The sequence below is a fragment of the Lysinibacillus sp. UBA5990 genome (genome assembly GCF_002429815.1).
GTDB classification, from domain to species: Bacteria; Bacillota; Bacilli; order Bacillales_A; family Planococcaceae; genus Lysinibacillus; species Lysinibacillus fusiformis.
On record NZ_DJAY01000015.1, the window covers coordinates 1,238,685 to 1,254,066 of the forward strand.

General features: G+C 36.5%; 19 protein-coding genes and 1 pseudogene. 12 read left to right on the top strand and 8 right to left on the bottom strand.

Translation table 11 applies throughout. The features are described 5' to 3' along the window. Positions 1-129: 129 nt before the first annotated feature. Positions 130-327, top strand: a complete 198-nt coding sequence (locus B3D94_RS18785) for a DUF6501 family protein (RefSeq protein ID WP_069481288.1) — start codon at positions 130-132, stop codon at positions 325-327. Between the two features lie 48 nt (positions 328-375). On the opposite strand, the gene B3D94_RS18790 is transcribed toward B3D94_RS18785, so the two are convergent. The 4 genes from B3D94_RS18790 to B3D94_RS18805 form a co-directional block, all read right to left on the bottom strand. Next, a complete protein-coding gene (locus B3D94_RS18790; protein WP_069481289.1) occupies positions 376-1,446 on the bottom strand; it encodes a toxic anion resistance protein in 1,071 nt (356 codons plus the stop codon). Next, positions 1,443-2,093 (bottom strand): 5-bromo-4-chloroindolyl phosphate hydrolysis family protein, encoded by a 651-nt coding sequence (locus B3D94_RS18795; RefSeq protein ID WP_025115387.1) that lies wholly within the window; start codon positions 2,091-2,093, stop codon positions 1,443-1,445. Before B3D94_RS18795 ends, B3D94_RS18790 begins: the two co-directional genes overlap by 4 nt. 516 nt (positions 2,094-2,609) lie before the next feature. Further along, on the bottom strand, positions 2,610-2,891 hold the full coding sequence (locus tag B3D94_RS18800) for an acylphosphatase (protein WP_025115385.1): 282 nt from the start codon (positions 2,889-2,891) through the stop codon (positions 2,610-2,612). A 44-nt stretch (positions 2,892-2,935) separates the two neighbouring features. Further along, entirely contained in the window at positions 2,936-4,663 is a 1,728-nt protein-coding gene (locus B3D94_RS18805) for a methyl-accepting chemotaxis protein (protein WP_291759230.1), read from the bottom strand. 87 nt (positions 4,664-4,750) lie between these two features. Here B3D94_RS18805 and B3D94_RS18810 point away from each other — a divergent pair, with 87 nt between their 5' ends. From B3D94_RS18810 to B3D94_RS18820, 3 genes are all read left to right on the top strand, one after another. Next, a complete protein-coding gene (locus B3D94_RS18810) occupies positions 4,751-5,071 on the top strand; it encodes a DUF1033 family protein (protein WP_254664271.1) in 321 nt (106 codons plus the stop codon). 222 nt (positions 5,072-5,293) lie between these two features. Continuing rightward, the gene (locus tag B3D94_RS18815) at positions 5,294-5,494 is read left to right on the top strand and encodes a cold-shock protein (RefSeq protein ID WP_004230088.1); all 201 of its coding nucleotides are present in this window, start codon (positions 5,294-5,296) and stop codon (positions 5,492-5,494) included. 297 nt (positions 5,495-5,791) lie between these two features. Then, positions 5,792-6,277 (top strand): YkvA family protein, encoded by a 486-nt coding sequence (locus B3D94_RS18820; RefSeq protein ID WP_291759286.1) that lies wholly within the window; start codon positions 5,792-5,794, stop codon positions 6,275-6,277. A 55-nt stretch (positions 6,278-6,332) separates the two neighbouring features. On the opposite strand, the gene B3D94_RS18825 is transcribed toward B3D94_RS18820, so the two are convergent. Both B3D94_RS18825 and B3D94_RS18830 read right to left on the bottom strand, forming a co-directional pair. Next, positions 6,333-7,157 (bottom strand): S1C family serine protease, encoded by an 825-nt coding sequence (locus tag B3D94_RS18825; RefSeq protein WP_069481297.1) that lies wholly within the window; start codon positions 7,155-7,157, stop codon positions 6,333-6,335. A 61-nt stretch (positions 7,158-7,218) separates the two neighbouring features. Beyond that, entirely contained in the window at positions 7,219-7,827 is a 609-nt protein-coding gene (locus B3D94_RS18830) for a hypothetical protein (RefSeq protein ID WP_291759289.1), read from the bottom strand. Positions 7,828-7,996: 169 nt separating this feature from the next. On the opposite strand from B3D94_RS18830, the gene B3D94_RS18835 reads away from it, so the two are divergent. The 4 genes from B3D94_RS18835 (at position 7,997) to B3D94_RS18850 (ending at position 11,265) form a co-directional block, all read left to right on the top strand. Then, positions 7,997-8,467, top strand: coding sequence for a DinB family protein (locus B3D94_RS18835; protein ID WP_069481299.1), 471 nt, complete (start codon positions 7,997-7,999; stop codon positions 8,465-8,467). Positions 8,468-8,546: 79 nt separating this feature from the next. Further along, positions 8,547-9,104: a TetR/AcrR family transcriptional regulator gene (locus tag B3D94_RS18840; protein WP_291759293.1), complete on the top strand. Its 558-nt coding sequence runs from the start codon at positions 8,547-8,549 to the stop codon at positions 9,102-9,104. Positions 9,105-9,124: 20 nt separating this feature from the next. Next, complete coding sequence (gene fabF / locus B3D94_RS18845; protein ID WP_291759296.1) at positions 9,125-10,360, top strand: beta-ketoacyl-ACP synthase II; 1,236 nt, start codon at positions 9,125-9,127, stop codon at positions 10,358-10,360. A 161-nt stretch (positions 10,361-10,521) separates the two neighbouring features. Next, complete coding sequence (locus tag B3D94_RS18850; protein WP_291759299.1) at positions 10,522-11,265, top strand: amidohydrolase family protein; 744 nt, start codon at positions 10,522-10,524, stop codon at positions 11,263-11,265. 49 nt (positions 11,266-11,314) lie between these two features. On the opposite strand, the gene B3D94_RS18855 is transcribed toward B3D94_RS18850, so the two are convergent. Continuing rightward, positions 11,315-12,919: an ABC-F family ATP-binding cassette domain-containing protein gene (locus tag B3D94_RS18855; protein ID WP_291759302.1), complete on the bottom strand. Its 1,605-nt coding sequence runs from the start codon at positions 12,917-12,919 to the stop codon at positions 11,315-11,317. Positions 12,920-13,179: 260 nt separating this feature from the next. Here B3D94_RS18855 and B3D94_RS18860 point away from each other — a divergent pair, with 260 nt between their 5' ends. From B3D94_RS18860 to B3D94_RS18875, 4 genes are all read left to right on the top strand, one after another. Continuing rightward, positions 13,180-13,695, top strand: a complete 516-nt coding sequence (locus tag B3D94_RS18860; RefSeq protein ID WP_291759304.1) for a phage integrase SAM-like domain-containing protein — start codon at positions 13,180-13,182, stop codon at positions 13,693-13,695. 13 nt (positions 13,696-13,708) lie between these two features. Beyond that, a complete protein-coding gene (locus B3D94_RS23075) occupies positions 13,709-14,203 on the top strand; it encodes a M15 family metallopeptidase (protein WP_414674001.1) in 495 nt (164 codons plus the stop codon). 68 nt (positions 14,204-14,271) lie between these two features. Further along, complete coding sequence (locus B3D94_RS18870; RefSeq protein WP_291759307.1) at positions 14,272-14,739, top strand: hypothetical protein; 468 nt, start codon at positions 14,272-14,274, stop codon at positions 14,737-14,739. Between the two features lie 150 nt (positions 14,740-14,889). Further along, positions 14,890-15,027, top strand: a complete 138-nt coding sequence (locus B3D94_RS18875) for a hypothetical protein (protein ID WP_291759310.1) — start codon at positions 14,890-14,892, stop codon at positions 15,025-15,027. Positions 15,028-15,122: 95 nt separating this feature from the next. Here the strand turns inward: B3D94_RS18875 and B3D94_RS22955 are convergent. Next, a pseudogene (locus B3D94_RS22955) lies at positions 15,123-15,341 on the bottom strand (site-specific integrase); the annotation flags it as partial. Positions 15,342-15,382: the final 41 nt, after the last annotated feature.

Below are 15,382 nucleotides of genomic sequence, written 5' to 3' on the forward strand. Positions count from 1 at the left end.
ACCTCAAATGTAAAATTATTTTTGGTTAGATTAGGGATTGTATTTCTTTTTTCTCCACAAAAGCCTAAAAATATTATAAAATAAGCATTAGACATTAGCTTTATGCTAGTAAAGAGAGGTAGAGAAAATATGTTACATTTAAAATGGAAAGATGCGCCAACATTACGAACAGTGACTTGCAAACATACCAATGCATCAAAATACTTAGTATCGAACGTTTTAACAGTAGGAAAAGACTATGAAGTGAAAAATGAAACAGAAGAGTTCATTTTTATCATCGATAACACTGGCAACGTCGGTGGCTACTATAAAGATTATTTTGCATAAAAAGAAGACAGGGTGGTTCAGGCAATTTGCTGAGCCACCCTTTTTTCATTAGTCCCTCTGATAGCCTTTTATATCCGTCGCATCTTGCAACTGTTGTTTTTCTTGTTCAGTCGCCGTATGTAAGGCGAAGACATCTTTTATAGCTGTTTGTAGCTCATGTTGTGTTTCCTTGAATTTCGATACTTGCTGTTCAAATGAAGGCCTTGCAAAACGATCCTGTGTCTGTGATAATCTTTCCTCCAGCTGTGCATAGTGATGATCCATATGCATGGAAAGCATCATCGCCAATTGATTTTTCCATAAAGGAATTAGTGTTACAATGGAAAATTCAATTTTTTCAGCTAATGTTTGATTCGCTTGCTGTATCATACGAATTTGTGGTGCCGTTTGAAGGGCTACTTGTTGAGAAACCTGTAAATCATAAATGCGTTGATCTAGCCTCTCAATTTGTGCCGCGAAATCATTTAGCTGTTGTATGGCAAGCGGCTGTTTATTTGCTTGGACACTTGTTATTTTTGTAGGAAGCTCCACTTCAATGGCTTGCTGTTTTTTCATTTGACCAGCTGCAATCGCAGTAGCTAATTCCTCGAAAAACCCTCGATTATGTGTATAAAGTGCTTCTAAATTTTCTACATCACGAATTAGTTGGAGCTGGGCACGTTCCAATTGGACCCCAATACGTTCCACCTGAATACTAATACGCTCAAATTCTGTTAGCGTTTGTTTCACAGTAGGCTCTGTTTTACTACCAAATATTTTATTGAAAAAGGTTTGCTTTTTCGGTTCTAAAGCTGTCGGGTCTACACGATCTAAAGTATGCATTAAGGAATCCAGCATTTGACCGATTTTGGTCACGTCTTTTTGCTTCACCTGCGCTAACATCCGATCTGCAAACTGGGATAGGGAACGCTGTGAATCTTGCCCTAAGGACAGCAAAGATTCAAAATCAGTTAAATCAATTTGGCTAGCATAAAGTAAGGCTCGACTTTGCGCAAGAGGCGATAGCGTTTCGTACGTCGCCATCGCCTCATTTTGTGGAGTTGTTTCTAAATAAGATTGTACTAATGGAGAAAGACCTGGAATGGTATTTAATTCGAAAGCATGTTCATTTGCCGTCATTTATCATCGCCTCGCCAGTCCAATTGTTCTCTACGTCTAAGATTAGAACGATTTGCGAATTCAATCTCCATTTGTAGGTGGTCAATATCATTAGCTAGCGCATCCTTTAAATCAATTTGAATCGTATCATTTAAATCCGTAAGTGTTTCACGCGTTTTTGATAACGTCAACTGAATTTCTTTGTCCTTCACTGGCTGCCTAGAAAGCATTGTATACTTATCCGTTAATTCCACTGCTGAAGGTAAATGTGCATAGAAAAAGGGTTCAACATTATAAAATTTACGTGGATCCGTCTTTACAATTTTGACGATATTTTTTGAAATACGCGTCATCTCTAGTAATTGTTTAAAAGCCGATACAGAACGTACACGTAAATAGTTTTGACTTAATGTTTGAATTTGCTTATTAGCGGTTGATAATTGTGTTTCAATGTGTTTGAATTCTTCTTTTGTGATACCTGCTATTTGCATGACTTTCTTTTTTTGTCTATGTTTCAGCAACGCTGTACTCGTCGCATATGAACCAGCAAACAGTAAACCACCAAGGAAGAATCCAGGATTTGCTGCTATTGCTGCGATAGAAACAGTTGTTAGCGAAATAACGAAGCTAGCAGTATGTCTAGAAAAAAACTGTCCAACACTAAGCATTGTTTCTTCCTCCTTGCATTTCAATATGTCTATCTTCTTATACGAAATAATCGACATAAAGTTTCAATGAAAAATGAAACCTTACATAAATTTTACTGCGAATCGCAAATTTTCTCAATGATATTACCTAGAATACCTAGGAATAAGTCGTTCATTATTTATGTCCACTTATTTTTAAGAGATTTGTGAACACTAATTATAGGTATAGATTCGAATTTCTTATGATTAGGTTTATGTACGGTTTGATTAGAAAATAAACGTGGATGGCTTGTTGTTATGAATAATTATTGCTAGCATCATACTTTTAGACTGTGTAATTCGTGTTATCTATATATTTGAATTATATGGAAAAATTAATTGGTCTATATTATTTTTAGCATTATGTATGATTGGTTTAATAGAAGTCGCAATAGCTAATATAAAATAAAATTATTAAACAGAACATAGATCATGAACTATTAAGGTATTTTTAGGGTCATACTATGGCCTTACACTTTGTAAAAAAGAAGAGCCAGACTAAACAATGTCTGACTCCATTCGTACATATCCTTTTAAATCATCATAAAGCTCTAAAGAAAATGAGTTGGAATCGGCTTGGGGGCTGACACCTTTTTGGACAAAAAGAAGGAATTCATTTAGCGCTTTTTCAGCTCCTTCTACTTCAACCTCAATTTGCTCGGCGGCATTCAATCTGCAATACCCTTTTAGCCCTAATTCAATGGCCTTTTGTTTAATAAAGAATCGGTAGCCTGTCCCGTAGACGTCACCAAAAAATTTAATACTTGCTCGTTTGTTCAAGGAAATACCTCCTACCATTAGAGAGAGGGGAAGAGCCTCTCTCTTTAGTGCATAACTCGTTCCTTTTCTAAATAGGCGATTAAGTTATTAATATAATAAAGAACTTGAGTAGACGCTTCATCCACTTCTTTTAGATGGCTATCAGCTTGTGCGATATTGCCAGCTTTAAAGGCAGTAGCCGCGCGCTTCGCTGATTCGTGGACAAGTAAATGATAATTGTCTAAATCATGATAATCCTGTAAATGGCCGAAGCGTTCTACCGTGCGAGAAGCTGTATACCATTTGCCAAGTCGGCATTCTCTATGTGAAGAGACATCGCTTGGCTCAACATGTTCTAGGCCAAGGAACATATTGTAAATGCGCCACTTCCATAAAATATGATCAGCTTTAGATAGCTGTAAAAGGGCAATAGATGAAAGCTGTACATTATTATTGGCAATAATATCATTACGGAAACGATTGATTTCTTTCCCTAGAAGATGAATATCACTTGATGTATTATGACTATAGTCTCGAATATCCTCCTGTAAGCTAGATATTTCAATCATTCTAGAGGAGACTTCATCGATAGCCGCTGCCTGTTGCTGGGAAATGGCTGCCGTATTGGTCACATCCAAGTTAATACCTTCAATCGCATGCACAATAGCATTCAATAATGGTAACGATTCTTTCGCCTCAACGGTTGCTTCTTTAATGATTGCTGTTGTTTCTGTTATTGAGTCGGAAACGTCATTGGAATAGCTCTTTAAATGGTGAACATTTGCAGAGACTTCGCTTAAAGCTGAGACCGTGCTTTCCGCAAGTTTTCGTACCTCCTGTGCTACGACCGCAAAGCCTTTACCATGTTCACCCGCACGTGCAGCCTCAATGGATGCATTTAGTGCTAGTAAATTGGTTTGATCCGCAATTTGGTTGATCAATGTTACAACTTGTTCAATGTCATTTACTCGTTTTTGCAGTTCTGTAAAAGATTCTACAATCGAAGTAAATGTTTCTTCTGTTTTAAAAATTTCTGATAATGCATGCTCAATTGCATTTTTACCCTGTGTCGCATGGTCAACAGATTCAGTTGTTTTTTCTGATATATGAGAGGACATACGTGCTACTTCATTTATAGAAGCGGCAATTTCTTCAGTCGCAGCTGTAGAGGACTGAATCTCCTCATTTTGCTTATCTAAACTAAATACTAAATCTTTCATATACATGATTTTGGCATTGACATCCATCAAGGATGATATTTCACCCACAACATTCTCAATGATGCGTTCTGTTAAAACTTCCACTAATAGCTCCTGATCAACATTGACAGCAGACTGGAATGATTTCATAAATTGGAAGGCTTTATTGGGCTTCATCCCAAAGTTATGTAAAATATAAGTAGTAATATAGAAGGCGAATTGATTGAAAACGACAATTAATTTACCAGGCTCATATTGATGCTTGCGAAATAAATTGAAAAACTTGACGGTTTCATCCACATACTCGTCATCACGTGTTGCTAGGAAAAATTGCGTTAAGTATTGATTTATATTTTCTTCACTAATGGTTAATTGAGAGGTAGGGGATATCTCACTTAAATAGTGGTGAAAAATGGCATTCATAGAAGGGGTAATATCTTTTAGCTTTTCATAGAGCGTCTTTAAATGCTCTTCATCTTGCGTATTAAAATGATTAAATGCCAATGTTTGATGGAAACGGCCTGTTGCACGTAAATCAGTACCACGCTTTAGTAGTTCTTCTAGCTCAGCTTTAGGTCGAATGCTTGAAAACATATAAAAACCTCCAAAAATTATGTATAATAAGGTAATAATAGCATAATTCAGGTTGTTTTAATAGACATTTCAGATGTGTTTGCTAAAATGAAAATATCTTATGACAGCAAGGAATGGGCAAATATGTATACAATTATTTACATGAAAGCGGACTATGAGCCTTGGTGGAAATTTGAGGGCTGGGAAGCTTTTATTCAAACACACGATACATTTGAAGCGAAGGAGCAGTTTGAGCTGGCTTTACAGCATAAATTAGCACATTTTCGCTCAACATATGATAATGAAGCAGTAAAAGAAGGTCAATATTGGGCTTTTTGGTCAGAGGATGAAAGTTTTTTCTGTGAGGCGTGTGATGATGACGCACAAGTATATCATGGAATTATTGCATGTAAAATGGAAAATAAGTAAAATATTTTTGAAATAAAGTAAAAAAACAATTTTCTTTATTTGACAATATTATGAATGATGGTTATACTTAGGTTAACAATTTAATTGCTTCACCGGAAACATGAATTCACATATTACAAAAAGTGATCGCGTTAGTACGGTACTCTTTGTAATATGTGAATTTTTTTCAATCGCTGAAGAAATTACATATTGTTCACTTTTATTTTTTGGAGGTTTTCTTAAATGAAACAAGGTACAGTAAAATGGTTTAACTCAGAAAAAGGTTTTGGATTCATCGAAGTTGAAGGTGAAAACGACGTATTCGTACACTTCTCAGCTATCCAAGGCGAAGGTTTCAAAACACTTGACGAAGGTCAAAAAGTGGAATTCGAAGTTGTAGATGGCAACCGCGGACCACAAGCTGCTAACGTAACTAAACTTTAATTCTCAGAAATTAAAATTACTTTCGTTAAACCCAGACATCCTATGCAAATAGGATGTCTTTTTTTATATCATTGCAATGTTCAATGATTATAAATCTTAAAAATGGATAAATATAAAGTAGTGCTGTTGGGTAAAGTTAATAGCGCGGTGGAAGTGCTGGATAGAAGTGTAAGTGAAGGATAGAACCAGAAAAGAGACGGATAGCTCCGCAAAAGTGCTAGAAAGCGCCATGAAGGTAAATAATTAGCCCACAAAAATAGCATACAAAGGTACTTACTATTGGAGGTAGATTTATTTATGGAAGATTTAGTGAAATTACCGAATGATCAGGAACAGCAGGATTTTTATCAAAAGTTACGTACAAAATTAGTTGGTTTTCTTGGGTCGAAGAAGGGCAAAAGTAGTAAGTTTACACCGTATTTAATGTTTGTGCCTGATTTATTTCATCTATTAGTTAAAACGTTAACAGATGCGGGGGTGGATAAAAAAAGTCGGGCATTGATCGGTTCATCGATTGCGTATTTTGTGTTTCCGATGGATCTGATGCCTGAGGGGATATTAGGGTTTGGCGGTTATTTGGATGATATCGTGTTGGCGACGTTTGTGGTGAATACGATTATTAATAAATTAGGGCCTGAAGTGGTGGAAAAGCATTGGACAGGGGATGATAATCTTTTGCATGCACTCCAAAAGGTTGCTGAGGTTAGTGATGAGGTTGTTAGTAAAATTCCTGTGAAATCGGCCATTGCTCAGTTTGTGAAACAGGAAAGTAAAGATAAATAATATTATTATGTAAACTTATTCAATGCCAACAAAAATGAACCTGCACTTTACAGGTTCATTTTTTGTTTGATTGTTCTAAAATATGGTGAAGTTGTTGGACTGGGACAAATAGGCCAACTCGCCCTATAGGTTCATATTTCATCGTTGCGAAGATAATCCCGATGACTTCACCCTGTTGGTCAATGACGGGGCTGCCACTATTGCCACGGTAAACCGGTGCTTTCAGCATCATTACAGGTACTTGCCAATCGTCTAACTGAATGGATTCCAGCAAAGTCCCCTCATTAGCTATTCCAGTAAAGGCAAGGGGGTTACCGATAAAATGGATATGCTCATTGGCAGGGAAGGTTGGATCATCTGCTAGTGGAAGATAGGGAAGCTGATCTGCCTGTACTTGCAATAAGGCTAAATCAACATCCGGATAGCTTTTAATTAGCATTGCTTCCATTACTCCTTCATCAGGAAACACAACGGATAATGTCTGTGCTTGTTCTACTACATGGGCATTGGTGACAATGAGACCGTCCTTTGAGATGGCGAAACCAGTGCCTTTGCTGGAACCTGTTGAAATTTCCACGACAGCTTTTTTATAGGTTTGTATATCCTCTTGTGCGGATAGCTTTGTTGATACTTTGATAAATTCGATAGCCGGAATGGAATAAATTTGAAAAATAAGCGCAAATGTATTGAAAAAAAGTACAAATGCCATACTCCATACAATCCAGCGTACGAATGGTTTGGGCTTTTTTGTTTTTTTCCCATAAAGTCGTTCTTCTTGCTCTTGTGCTAATGCTTTTTGTTGTTCAGTTAATACAAGCTCAATAAATTCTTCTTCTGTTAATTCTTCCTGCTCGTTAGCAGACTTATGTAGGTCACTCATAGGATGATGCCTCCTTTTGCTACATAACAGGCGCCCAAGCAGGACGCCTATCACCACCATACTATTCTATTTTTTGTAAAGTTGAAGTCACGATAAATGGCTGCTCTTGATCAGACTCCATCGTATCTTCGATTTTGATGAGGCCAACCCGTTGAGCAAAGTATTTGGTCGTTATGAATTTGTCTTCAGTGCGTGTGAGCTGGATGACATTCGTATAGACTTTTGTTCCAGTATCGACTTGAGCGGTTGTGGATTGAATGGTCCAGCCTTGGAAGCTTGTCCCAACTTGTATAGGTTGTTGCAGTATCGTTTCTAGCACAGGGTAAGCTGCAACCTCAGTTGTACTAGGTAAGCTTGGGTTACTGTCAACGGGTTCTCGATAGACTAGTTCAATCTTTGAATCTGTAATGCGATAAATTTTTAATAGGGTCACACCACCATTATCTTCAACTTGAGCAATATGTTGCGTATCCATATAGGTAGTTTGTAGGGTAAAGCTGGCAAATTCGTTTCCCTCTCCTTGAAAATATGCGATAGAGCCATCAGGTGGGAAATAGGTGAGTAGTGATACTTGATCTTGAACAATTGGGGGCACAGGTTCATTTTTCATTTCTTCATTGCACCCTGTCAATAAAAATACAAGAGCAAGTACGAAAATAGAATGTTTCATTGATACACTCCTTCGCTACTTTTTATTCATTATACGTGAATGTTGTGCATTATACGAATCATAGGCAGTTTATATATAATTTTATTATGTAAACTAAAAGCTGAAAACTTGTAACTATGAAAAAAAATAACTAAGATAGAATTGTAGTTAAAAAATGGGGGGCATGGTTATGTATAGACAAGCGGATGATTTTTTACAGGAATGGACGATGGCTGCAGAGGGAACATTGAAAGTATTACAAGCAGTAACTGACGATAAGTTAAATCAAAGTATCGTAGAGGGTCATAGTACACTTGGCTGGCTTGGTTGGCATTTAGTAGGAGCAGCTGGATATTTTAGTTATCTAGCAGGCTTAAAGGTACCGATGATTCGTCAAGAAGATCCTGTACCAACAACAGCTGTAGAAATCGTACAAGCGTATGAGAAAGTTGTATATGGTATAAAAGAGGAAGCGGCAAAACTTTCAAATGAAGATTTAGTAGAAGTGGTGAATGGCTTTACAGGGCCAATACCAAAGGGCGCTTTATTACGTGCATTAATTGATCATCAAACGCATCATCGCGGTCAAATGACAGTTCTACTTCGTCAAGCTGGTTTACCAGTACCGGGTGTTATGGGACCAACAAAAGAAATGAAATAGACGTCAATTCCAGCAGATAAACAACTTATCTGCTGTATTTTTAGTTGACACTTACCTACTAGTAAGTTAGTATAAAGCCATGACAAATAGAAAATCACAAATTATTGAATTAACATTGAAGAATATTCAAGAAAAAGGTTTCACATCATTTAGTTATGACTATTTAGCGAAAGAGCTCGGTGTAACAAAAGCGAGCATTCATTATCATTTTGAAAAAAAGGAAGACTTAGGGATTGCTGTTTGCGAAAGAATTCAAAAAGGATTAGGGGAGGTTTATACAGTAATTAAGGAATCTACAGTAGCAGCTGAGGAAAAACCTATCGCCTTTATTTTACGACGGATAAAATTCCTAGAGCAAGACGGTGTTTGCCCCATTTCTGCTTTACAAGCGGACTATCAAGAATTGTCACCTGCGATGCAAGAAAAAGTTCAACAGCTTAGCCAAATGGAAGTAGATGTTTTGGTGGATTTACTACAAGATGCTAAGAACCATGGCTCACTTGAGTCGACAATGGATTTAGAGGCATTAGCCATCCTGCTTATTTCTAGTACGAAGGGTGCTTTACAATACAAGCGGGTTTTAGGGGAAGATTTCTTTCACAAAATGATGGAGCAATTAAAGGAACTGCTAAAGTAATCGAAAAAGGAGAGGAATATATGGTACGTAGAGTAGTTGTCACTGGATATGGTGTCATCTCACCATTAGGTCAAACAGTATCAGCCCTATGGGAGAACATTAAAGAAGGCAAATCAGGTATTACAAAGTTAGAAACGGAGGAATTCAGCGGCATTAATACACAAATTGCTGGTTCTATCACTGACTTTGATGCCACTCAGTACATGGATAAAAAGGAATTAAGCAAATATGATCTTTTTGTTCAATATGCACTGGCTGCATCTCAGCAGGCTTTGGAGCAAGCAAACATAAATATGGAGCAAGTTGATAAGGAACGTCTAGGTGTTTATATTGGCTCAGGTATTGGAGGAATTGAGACGATTTTAGCGAATCATCAAGCCATGCTTGATAATGGACCAAGGAAAGTGTCACCGTTTATGGTGCCGATGATGATTAGCAATATGGCCGCAGGGATTCTCGCGATAAAAACAGGCTTTAAAGGGCCAAGCTTTTCACCGGTTTCCGCTTGTGCAACGGGTAACCAAGCAATTGGTGAAGCGTTTTTAAATATACGTCATGGCTATGCTGACGGAATTTTAGCAGGTGGGGCTGAGGCACCGATAAATCCGCTGAGCTTTGCTGGATTTTCCCGTATGAAGGCGATGTCTACTAGAAATGATGCGCCAGAACATGCTAGTCGACCATTCGATAGCCAACGTGACGGCTTCGTCATGTCAGAAGGAGCAGGGGTTGTGTTTCTAGAAGAATATGAACATGCAAAGCAAAGGGGAGCCACGATTCTTGGAGAAATCGTAGGCTATGGGGTGACGACTGATGCTTTCCATATTACAGCGCCTGATTTTACTGGGGCAGCTAATGCGATGAAATTAGCCTTAAACATGGGGGACATTGATGTGACGGCTGTGGATTATATCAATGCACATGGTACTAGTACACCAGAGGGAGATAAATCGGAAACAAAGGCTATAAAAAGTGTATTTGGTGAGCAAGCCTATCAATTAAAAGTGAGCTCCACGAAGTCGATGACAGGCCATCTTTTTGGCGCAGCTGGCGGAATCGAGGCCATCATTACCTTAAAAAGTATTATGGAAGATATCATTCCACCAACAATCAATTACGAAACGCCAGATCCAGAGTGTGATTTGAATTATGTTCCAAACGAGGCACTTCATCAAACCGTCAACATTGCTTTGTCTAACGGTTTTGGCTTTGGTGGTCATAATGCTGTGTTGGCTTTTAAAAAGTTTGAGGAATAATAGTACAAAATGGTATGAAACGATCATTTCATACCATTTTTTATTGTCTTTATTAAATGACCTATACATTTTTAATAAGTTATACTTATGACATTGCGCAAATAATCAATATTTTCGCTTATGTTCTTTCTGTGATATGTTAAAAAAAAGGAGGATGGATAATGAGAATTTTTGATGCACATTTTCATATTATTGATTTTGATTTTCCGATTATAGAAAATCAAGGATACACACCACCAAGCTATGTAGTAGAGGACTATCAAAAGGAAATAGCTCTTTACAATGTAGAGGGAGGCGCCATTGTTTCGGGTTCCTTTCAAGGATTTGATCAGAATTATTTACTGAAGGCTTTGAAACAACTAGGCACCACATTTTGTGGAGTGACGCAATTACCGTATACAGTGACAGATGATCAAATCCTTCATTTACATAAAAATGGGGTTAGAGCCTTGCGTTTCAATATTCAACGAGGCGGTTCAGAGGATTTGTCCAGACTCGATAGCTTTGCAAGAAGAGTGTATGAGCTGGCGGGTTGGCATAGTGAACTTTATATAGATGCTAAATATTTACCTGAGATTGCTTCCACGATTGAAGCATTACCAGCCATTTCAATTGACCATCTAGGCTTATCGGAGGAAGGGTTGCCCCATTTGCTAAAGCTTGTAGAAAAGGGTGTACGTGTGAAAGCGACTGGTTTTGGACGGGTAGAATTGAATGTGAAAAATGCTTTGCAATCCATCTATAGCATCCATCCAGATGCATTAATGTTTGGAACAGATTTGCCATCGACAAGAGCAAAACGACCTTTTGAATTTGCGGATGTTGAATTAATTCAAGAGCTTTTTGATGACCAGGCTGCGGATAAAATTCTCTATCAAAATGCTAGGAAATGGTATGACAAGTAAATGCAAAAAATCCTCTACCCAAACATTTGGTAGAGGATTTTTATTGGGATTAGTTTAAACCTTCGCGATCTTTCCACTCTAAGAATTCATCATATGTTAATTGCTTATCTAAAATTGAGCCGTCTTCACGGATTTCAATCACACGGTTAGCAATTGTTTGAATGAACTGATGGTCATGAGATGTGAAAATCATAGCCCCTTTGAAACGAATTAAGCCTTCGTTCAATGCTTGAATGGATTCAAGGTCAAGGTGGTTTGTTGGTTCATCTAGTAAAATCACGTTTGCTGTTGCAAGCATCATTTTTGATAACATACAACGAACTTTTTCGCCTCCTGATAAAACAGAAGGTGATTTTTTCACTTCTTCACCCGAGAACAGCATGCGTCCTAGGAAACCACGTAGGAAGCTTTCTGTTTCATCATCAGGAGAATATTGACGTAACCATTCCACTAATGATTTTTCTGTGCCTTCGAAGTACTTGTCATGATCGTTTTCGAAGTAGCTTTGAGAAGTAGTTACACCCCATTTAAATGTACCAGCATCTGCTTCTTTATCTCCCATTAAGATATCAAGAAGCGCTGTTTTAGCAAGTGGACTACCAAGTAAAACGATTTTATCATCTTTGTTCATCGAGAAACGAATATCTTTGAATAGTGATTCGCCTTCATGACTTACAGTTAAACCTTCAACTGTTAATACATCATTCCCGATTTCACGACCAATTTGGAAGTTGATGAATGGATATTTACGGCTGGATGGTTTAATGTCATCTAACTCGATTTTATCCAGCATTTTTTTACGAGATGTCGCTTGTTTCGATTTAGAAGCATTCGCAGAGAATCGTGCGATAAACGCTTGTAATTCTTTGATTTTTTCTTCTTTTTTAGAATTTTGGTCTTGAGCCATTTTTTGAGCTAATTGAGAAGATTCATACCAGAAATCATAGTTACCCACATATAATTGGATTTTAGAGAAGTCCAAATCAGCAATATGTGTACATACTTTGTTTAAGAAGTGACGGTCATGGGATACAACAATGACTGTGTTTTCAAAGTTAATTAAGAACTCTTCTAACCATTGGATAGCTTTTAAGTCAAGGTGGTTGGTAGGCTCATCGAGTAACAGTACATCAGGCTGACCAAATAGAGCCTGCGAAAGTAATACTTTTACTTTATCTGAACCTTCAAGATCACCCATTAGCATGTAGTGAAGGTCATCTGAGATACCTAAACCGTTTAATAATGTCGCTGCTTCTGACTCAGCTTCCCAACCGTTTAGCTCTGCAAATTCACCTTCTAGCTCAGCGGCACGCATACCATCCTCATCTGAGAAATCTTCCTTTGCATAGATAGCATCTTTTTCTGTTTTTACGTCATAGAGGCGTTTATTCCCCATAATTACAGTGTCAAGCACTGTATAATCATCGTATTCAAAATGGTTTTGTTTAAGGACGGATAAACGTTCGTCCTTGCCCATTGATACGTTACCTTCTTGTGCTTCAATTTCACCAGAAAGAATTTTTAAGAATGTTGATTTACCAGCACCGTTTGCGCCAATTAAACCATAGCAGTTACCTGGTGTGAATTTTATATTTACGTCTTCAAATAGTTTACGATCGCCATAGCGAAGACCTACATTACTAACTTGAATCATGCAAGTTCCTCCTTTTTTCACAATGGCACTAGTATATCATGAAATATGTTCCATAGTCTATAAACATTATGACAGCAAGGTTTATTGGCAATTGTTTTATTTATCGATTGAAAGAGGTATGGAGAGTAATCTAAAAATAGATTGATCGAAATATTTCCATTTGTATTTAAACGTTTCTAGGGAAAAGAACTGGGAAGTGAATAAAATAATTTTATCCCCAATTTGTTACCTTCTTTATTTTATTGAAGGGAAGAGGTTAAATGTCTAGAAAGGTAAAAGAATTACGAATGGAAGATGTAGTTTTTAAGCCAACTTTACAACCTAAGAAATCTGAGAAAAAGAATGTAGTACAAAAATCTGACTCTTTATCTATACTCAAGGCTATTGAAATTGTAAATCGACAAATGCAATTACAAGGATTAAGGCATAAAACTTTGCTGACCTATACCCAGACGATGCAAAAATATGTAGCATTTTTAAAACTTGAGACAGTGGATGATATTAATAAAGAAGGATTCGCGAATTGGTTGGAATCACTTAATCATTTAGATAAGACAACTCAAGCTAACAGATTTAGGTTTGTATCAGCAATTTTAACTAGGTTTTATGATAACGGTTGGTTTAAAGATCAAGTTAAGTTTTGGAAGGATACTAGAATTAAAGTTGATAAAAAGGTTAAAAAAGCAGCCGATGTAAAGGAACTAGAAATATTATTATCGCTAATTGATACTACTTCATGGATTGGTTGGAGGGATGTAACGGTATGTTGCGAATGAAAAATCTCAAACTATGAGATCATTTCACTTAGTAGGACAAGCATTAGATTGGGTTCTAGTGGATGCTAACGGAAATACAATGTGGAATGCTTATAAAACTCCAAATGCTGATAAGGTAATAAATTATGCAAAAAAATTAGGATTTGAGAGTGGTCGTGATTGGGGTTGGGACGCACCTCACCTACAGTACGATTATAAAGGTTATGGAAAAGATACATTTGGAAAAATTAAAGAAAATGGAGATGAGCTTACTATATCACAGTTTAATCACCTCAAAGAAATGATTACTGCTCTTCAAAAAGAAAATAAAGAATTAGAGAAACAATTAGATTATAAACTAGATAAACAAAAAGTACGTGAACCATTGAAGTATCATGTCGATGATTGGAATTGGTTAAAAACTAATGGTATTACAGATGGTTCGAATCCACAAAATTATATAACTCGTGAACAAATATCAAGTATTCTAAAAAAGTTCGAACAGTATTTAACCAAAAAATTAAGCTAGAATCTTTATACAATAGTATAGTAATGGTAAAATGGTATCATAATACAGAAAAGGGTGATGCTTTAATTATGAAGAAAATATTGGCGGGAGTTTTAGCAGTAGGTTTATCATTATCTACACTAGGAGTAGCTTCTGCAGAAGTACTCGTACCAGATAAAAATGGTGTATTTGAAAAATATAACGAGCATTTAAGCGGATATGGAGATATTTATAATTTCGTTGTATATGAAACAACATACGACAAGAAGTACTCTGAAAAATATCAGAAGGATTACAATATCGCAGGAATACTTTATGCATTTGAGAGTAAGACATATCGTGATGGTAAGGAAGTAGACTCATTTTATATCTACTTGAATCCACTACTGATGAAACACGCAGGTCATCCAAATAAGCCAATTGACGGTGATACTTATTTACTTGTTAAAGATAATAAGAAGATTAAGTTTACTAAAGTAATAAATCCACATCCAAGTGAAGAAAATAAAGAAGAGCCTAAGAAGAAAATCAAATTCAAACCAAAACCAAAGAAGTAATAATACTGAGACTATCTCTTAATTGAGGTAGTCTTTTTTTTTAAAATTTTTTTATCAATTATTTTAGTAATTTTACTGTAAGAATATTACATTGATTCTAGCATATAAAAATAATAACAGGAAGATTAGAAATAATGAGAGGATGGATGAATGGGTAGAAAAATAAAGATTCATAAAACAGATATTGAAATAGAGTTAACAGATCCTGCTGCTATATGGTTTTACGAATCACAATTAAAAGATGCAAAAGAAAGTGGTCAAGTACTTCGAGCGAAATTAACTGAATAGGGAACAATCTACTATACAATAGGAGAGTTAAATATAGATAGGGCTGCTAGGTTATTTTATGAAATGTTAAAAGAACAAGGGAAAATCTAAAATGTTTATTTATCTGTAACTAATAAATCTGAAAAGCCGTTTAAACTGTTACTGAATAAAGCTACGGATTCCGTTTCCATTTCTTTTAAAACATGTCCGTATACTTTATAAATCATATCAGGTGTATTTCCCAGTCTTTCAGAAATTACTTTCACATTCATTCCTTGATGTAATAAGATGGTGCAATGTGTGTGATGTAATCCGTGCAAAGTAATTTTGGGAATAAGAGTTCTTTTTATAATTCTATCAACTATTTTTTTGTTCG